Raw genomic sequence first — 6,167 nt, forward strand, 5'->3', positions numbered from 1 at the left:
CCCTTCGATGGGGGGTTCGTGGTCAGAAGAGCGGGCCGAGGCGCCCGGCTAGGCCGAGGACGACCGGCAGCACGCCCAGGCAGAAGAAGGCCGGCAAGAAACACAGACCGACCGGCAGCGCGAGCGCCACCCCGGCTCGCTCGGCGCGTTCCTCGGCTTCGGTGGCCAGCTCGTCGCGGAACCGTCCGGCGAGGTCGCCTGCCGCCGCGGCGAACGCCGCCCCGGACCGGGATGTCCTGATCGCCGCGGCCGCCAGCTCGCCCAGGCCGGGGGCGGCCTGCACCGGCGCCCAAGCCTCGTGCGGTGGGGAGCCGAGGGCGAGCAGCCCGGCCGTCGAGCTCAGCGCCGTACTCGCTGCCGCGGGTGCGGAGCCGGCCACGGCCTCCAACGCCGAAGGAACCGGCAAGCCGGCGCGCAGGCAGGCGGCGAGGAGGTCGAGCGTGCCCGCCAGCCGCAGCTTGGCGGCGATGTCCATGGCCGGCGGTCGCGGACGGCGAGTGCGGCGGATCGCCCACCACCCGGTCGCGGTCGCGATCGTGCCCGCCACCACCCCGGCGACCCCGCCGACCAGCACCGCTGTCGAGACGCCGCCCACCGCCGCCGCGATGTGCGGTAGTGCGCGGTGCCCCGCGCGGACGGGCTTCGGGCCGTCGGTCAGCCGCGTGAATCGGCGCCTGATGGCTTCGTCCGGCCAGCTCAGCAATGCCCCGGCGAAGAGCAGGAGCGCGATCGCGGTCACCGGATCCGCACCCGTCCGCTCAGGGCCCGGCACCAGGCCGTGCCCGCCCAGAGCAGGACGCACCCGGCGACCAGCAGCACCTGGCCTGGCGTGCTGCCGGTCAGCACGGACAGTGGGGCCGCGCCCATGGCCTGGCCGAGCAGCACGCAGAGAACCGGCAGTCCGGTGAGCACCGCCGCACTCGCCCGCGGCCCGGCCAGCTTGGCGCGCATCCGGCGCCCGAACGCCAGACCGGCTTCGGCGTCGCGGCGGGCCGCGTCGAGGACGTCGGCCATCGGGAGGCCGTGACGTTTGGCCAGCGTCCAGGCCGCGGCCAGCCGAGGTAGGGCCGGTGCGGGCACCTCGGTGTCGAGCCGGGCCGCCGTCGCCAGGGCGCGGAGGTCGCCCGCCACGGCCGGGACCACTTCGGCGGCGGCTTCCGCGGCCGTGACCGGGTGGGCGCCGGATCGGAGCTCGGCCACCATCGTCCGCAGTGCGGTTGCGGTGTGTGCGGCCATCGTCAGGTCCGCCGTGGCTCGGCGGTGAGCTCGCCACTCCTGGCTCCACGCCAGTGTCAGCACGCCGGCGGCGATCGCGCCTCCCACTCCCGCGAGCAATCCGGCGAGGGCGGCCGGGAGCAGCCAGCGGACGGCGCGCCACACCTGGGGAACCCGGACGGTGGCCGGTGGCTCGATCATGACCTGGAGCCGGTTCGGCGCCGCCGGCCAGCACGCCAGGGCCGCTCCCACGCACAGCGGGAACCACGGGGTGATCATCGCCTTCTCCTTCGATTGCACGGGAAAGCGTTCAGCACGCGATCGCCCCCGACGTCGGAAACAGGTGCCGGTCGACCGTCCACCGGCCCGCGCGCCACACCGGCACCACCCGGGCCCGGCCGCGTTCGGCGCGAAGCACGCCGACCTCGGCGAGGCGGCGGCGGCCGTCCGCTTCGCGCCGCATGTGCAGCACCACGCGGATCGCGGCGACGAGCTGGCTGTGCACGGCGTCGCGGCCGAGGCCACCGAGCGCGGCCAGTGCCTCGATGCGGGCGGGCACCTCGGCCGGGGAGTTGGCGTGGACGGTGCAGGCGCCGCCGTCGTGACCGGTGTTGAGCGCGGTGAGCAGCGCGCCGACCTCGGCGCCGCGAACCTCGCCGACCACCAGCCGGTCGGGACGCATGCGCAGCGCCTGGCGGACGAGCTCGGGCAGGCCGACCGCGCCCGCACCCTCCACATTGGGCGGACGGGCGACGAGGCCGACGAACTGCGGGTGGGCGGGCTGCAGCTCGCCGGCGTCCTCGACGCAGACGATCCGTTCGCCCGGGTCGACGGCGCCGAGCAGCGCGGCCAGGAGTGTGGTCTTGCCCGCGCCCGTGCCGCCGGTGACGAGGAACGCCATCCGCCTCGAGACGACGGTGCGGAGGAGCCTGGCGCCGGCCTCGTCGAACGCGCCGAGTTCGCCGAGCGTGGTGAGGTCGTGCGTCGCCGGGCGCAGGACGCGCAGGGACAGGCAGGTGCCGCCGGCCGCGATCGGCGGGAGGACGGCGTGCACGCGGATACGGCCGTGGGGGCCGGCGCCGGGGAGCCAGCCGTCGACGTAGGGCTGGGCGTCGTCGAGGCGGCGTCCGGCCGCGAGGGCGAGGCGCTGGGCCAGGCGGCGGACGGATTCTTCGTCCTTGAAGCGGATGCCGCTGCGGATCAGGCCTTGCGGGCCGTCCGTCCAGACTTCGTGCGGGCCGGTGACGAGCACGTCGGTGGTTGCCGGGTCGTCGAGGAGCGGGGCCAGCGGGCCGGCACCGATGAACTCGTCTCGGGCTTGGCGGGCGGCGTCGAGCACCGCGTCGTGGCCGAGGACGCCGCCGGCTTCGGCGCGGACGGCGGTCGCGACGGCGACCGGGTCGGCCTGGCGGCGGTCGCCTGCCAGGCGGTTGCGGACGCGGTCGACGAAGTCGGTGGTCATGAGTTCGCCTGCCTTGCTCGATGCTGGGTTCTTGGGGTGACTGGTGGGCGGCCGTGCGAGGCGGTGACGCGGGTGCCGGGAGACCGGCGTGAACCCAGCATCCGATTTGGCGACGCAAGGGGACCAGGAATCGCCGATGGCTCGCTGCGGACAGCCGTGACGCGGGTGCCCGGGGACGAGCACTGACCCCGCAGCCCGCGCCGCGGTGTGAGCGAACCCTTCGACGCGGACCTCATGAGCTCACCTGCTTTGCTGGGTACGCGGGTTGGGGGACGGCCGGCGGACCGCTGGGCGATGCCATGGCTCGGGTGGCCGGCAGGGGACGTGTGCGCGTCTGCCGCTGGGGCTGCAGCAGTGTCGAGAACCTCGCCGCGCTTGCTGGGGCTCGGCTCAGCAAGCTCAGGATCGTCGGGAGCAACAGCTCCGACACCCGGGTCGGGGGGCTCGTGGGGCGGAGGTTGGGGACTGCGGGGCTCATCGGGTGGCCGCCTGGGCTTCGCGGCGGGCTATGGCCAGGATCTCGGCCGCCGTCTTGGCCAGGGGGCCCTTGGGTTTCGTCGGGAACTCGGCGCGCTCCAGTGCTTGCCAGAGGCCGCGCTCCGGGGGCATCGAGGCCATCAACGGCGGGCCGATGAGGGCGGCCGTGCGGACGGCCGGGTCCTTCGAGTGTCCACATGTGACTACGCCGATGCGGGCCGTCAGCTTCGACAGGCGGTTCAGCACCTTCCTCGCCGCCAGGCACGCCCGGATCTCCAGCGGCACCATCAGCAGCACCAGGTCGGCCCGCAGCACCGCCTCCTCGGACGCCTCACCGAGGGCGCGCGGGAGGTCGCACACCACCGTGCGGCCCGCGCGGCGGCCGGCGGACAGGATCGCCGACAGCGACTCGACCTCCGGGCCGTCTCCATCGGGGCCGGACGCGAGCACCGGGAGGCTGCCGCCGCGGTGTCTCCGCTGGGGGAGGTCCGCGGCCAGCGAGGACACCGATACCCGGCCGCTCAGGTGCACGTCCGGCCAGCGTGCTCCGGGAGTCTTTTCCAAGCCCAGCAACACATCCAGGCCGCCGCTGAGCGGATCGCAGTCCACCAGCAGGGCGCCGCCCGGATCGCTGTCGGCCGCCAGTGCGAGGGTCGCCGCGAACACGGATGCCCCCGCGCCACCCCGGCCGCCGACCACGCCGAGCACCAGCCCGGGTTGCTCCGCCGGTGTCTCGACGACGTCGGCGAACGCGCCGGCGAGCGCGGACTCCTCGTCGGGCAACGCGATCACCCGCTCGACGCCGCTGTGGAAGGCGTGCTCCCACGTCGCCGGTCCCGGACTGCCCTTGCAGACCAGGAGGATCCCGCTGCGCCGGGGCAGCGCCGGTGGGTGCCGTACGGCTTCTTCGTCGAGGACCACCAGCGGCGCACGGGACCAGTGCCCGCTCGCCGCCGTCAGGTCCGGTGCGCGGTCGAGTTCGCAGCCCGCGACCGCGGCCACGCGCAGTATCTCGTCGAGCACGGTTTCGTCCGCGGCGATCACCAGCGGTCGTTCCCCCGTCATGCGGTCCTCCCCCGTCGTCGGTGCGGGCCGTGGGTGGCCCGTGTTCCACCGTCGCGGGCGGGGGTGGGGCGGCACAACGGGGCGGGCGGCCGGCTGTGGACAACCGGGGTGTTGTGGACAACTGCCGCCCGTGACCTCGCGAGCGGACCGGTTCTGCCGGTGGGGTGTGGCAGGATCACGGCCGCCCGCGACGCATCTGCGGCGGGAAATGGGCACGAATTTCCGCACGCCAAGATTCCGCCGCCCATCGCGAACCGTGATTCGTGATGCGACAGAAAATTGACGAAGGTAAGCGGAAGGCAAGAAGGCCGAGAGCGTCGCCGCGGAAAGCGGAATCCAGCAGGCGCAACGGAAACCGGGAAGGCAAACGGGAGGTAAGAGGGCGGCCCCCGCCAGGGGGGAGGGACGGGGGCCGCCGTGGGTTCAGCCCCGGGGGGTCGGACTGAACCGGCCCGGTTGGACACCGGGCTCCCTCACTGTAACTCCGCCCGGCGCCGGATCGCGCGCCGGATCAGGCGCACAGTTCGGTAACGGCACAGCGCGCCCGAAGTGCCTGCCTGTCATGGATTTTCCGCCCGGCGCGACGCGCGCGTGGTGGATCAACGGGACGCGCGCCGATCAAGCTCCTATCCTGGGCGGGTGGCCGAACCGAGCAGTGCGCCGTCGCGCATCCGGAACCCGGGCCCGGAGCACGCGGTGGCCGCGTTCTTCGACCTGGACAAGACGATCATCGCTTCGTCGAGCGCGCTGGCGTTCAGCAAGCCCCTCCTCAAAGAAGGGCTGATCAACCGCCGCGCCGCGTTGCGAAGCGCGTACGCGCAGCTGGTGTTCTCACTCGCCGGCGCCGACGAGAACAAAACCGAGCGGCTGCGCGCCGAAGTTTCCGCGCTGTGCACCGGCTGGGACGTCGCCCAGGTTTCGGCGATCGTCCGCGAGACCCTGCACGACGTCGTCGACCCGCTCGTGTACGCGGAGGCAGCGGAGCTGATCGCACGCCACCGCGAGGACGGGCACGACGTGATCGTGCTGTCGGCGACCGGCGAAGAGGTCGTCGCGCCGGTGGCGGAGATGCTCGGCGCGACCCGCAGCGTCGCCACGCGGATGCAGATCGTCGACGGCCGTTACTCCGGCGAAGTCGACTTCTACTGCTACGGCGCCAACAAGGCCGTCGCCGCGAAGCAGCTCGCCGCGACCCACGGCTACGACCTCGCCGAGTGTTTCGCCTACACCGACTCGAGCACCGACATCCCGCTGCTCGAGGTCGTCGGGCACCCGCACGCGGTCAACCCGGACAAGCTCCTGCGGCGCGAGGCCCTCGAACGCGGCTGGCCGATCCTCGCCTTCGAGCGGCCCATGTCGCTGCGCACCCGGATCCCGGCGCGGTCGGCCGGAATGGTGGCGCTCGGTGTCGGTGCGGTGGCCGCCGGAGCGACCTGGTACGGCCTCAACCGTCGCCGACGGTCCCGCTAGCCGCACACCCGCCACCCAGACGGCCGTACGGCCGCCACTTTGCTTGGCCCAGCCCCGAATTGTCCGTCGCGCAGGGTGCCGGTGTCACCCGATCCAGCCTCTGTACCGGTGCACCCGTCCGCGCACTTGAAGTGACCGGGCTCACGGCGTAGAAAGTAGGTGCGGACGTTCGGTCGGCCAGGGAACAGGTAGAAGAGAAGCCTGTTCCACCCCGGCAAACCTCCGTGCGCGGACTCCGGGTACCCACGCGCAGCGCGCCGCGGGAGGCTCGTCGTCTAGGGACTGCGTAGTGGGACGCCACACGCCGAGTCCATGTAGGTACGACCAGAGTTGCACGCTTGGTCGCCCGAGAAGTTCGCGCTTGCAGGCGGGGGGGCGGGGGGTGGGGGGGGCGGGCGGGCCGGCGGGCGTGGGGGGGGGGGGGGGGGACGGCGGGCCCCCCCCCCGCCCCGCCCGCCCCAGACAGGGGGGCGCGCAC

The 6,167-nt window shown here is 73.8% G+C and carries 5 protein-coding genes; 1 reads left to right on the top strand and 4 read right to left on the bottom strand.

Translation table 11 applies throughout. From position 1 onward, the window contains the following. Positions 1-22: 22 nt before the first annotated feature. The 4 genes from ISP_RS45455 to ssd all read right to left on the bottom strand — a co-directional run bounded on the left by ISP_RS45455 (position 23) and on the right by ssd (position 4,219). A complete protein-coding gene (locus ISP_RS45455; protein ID WP_013230523.1) occupies positions 23-739 on the bottom strand; it encodes a type II secretion system F family protein in 717 nt (238 codons plus the stop codon). Next, entirely contained in the window at positions 736-1,494 is a 759-nt protein-coding gene (locus ISP_RS45460; protein ID WP_013230524.1) for a type II secretion system F family protein, read from the bottom strand. The genes ISP_RS45455 and ISP_RS45460 overlap by 4 nt, the downstream gene beginning before the upstream one ends. 31 nt (positions 1,495-1,525) lie before the next feature. Then, entirely contained in the window at positions 1,526-2,677 is a 1,152-nt protein-coding gene (locus tag ISP_RS45465; protein ID WP_013230525.1) for a TadA family conjugal transfer-associated ATPase, read from the bottom strand. A 474-nt stretch (positions 2,678-3,151) separates the two neighbouring features. Beyond that, the gene (ssd, locus tag ISP_RS45470) at positions 3,152-4,219 is read right to left on the bottom strand and encodes a septum site-determining protein Ssd (protein WP_013230526.1); all 1,068 of its coding nucleotides are present in this window, start codon (positions 4,217-4,219) and stop codon (positions 3,152-3,154) included. Positions 4,220-4,858: 639 nt separating this feature from the next. On the opposite strand from ssd, the gene ISP_RS45475 reads away from it, so the two are divergent. Further along, positions 4,859-5,689 carry an HAD family hydrolase gene (locus ISP_RS45475; protein WP_013230527.1) on the top strand — a complete coding sequence of 277 codons (831 nt, stop codon included), beginning with the start codon at positions 4,859-4,861 and terminating at the stop codon, positions 5,687-5,689. The last annotated feature ends 478 nt before the right edge of the window (positions 5,690-6,167 follow it).

The organism is Amycolatopsis mediterranei (genome assembly GCF_026017845.1).
GTDB lineage: Bacteria > Actinomycetota > Actinomycetes > Mycobacteriales > Pseudonocardiaceae > Amycolatopsis > Amycolatopsis mediterranei.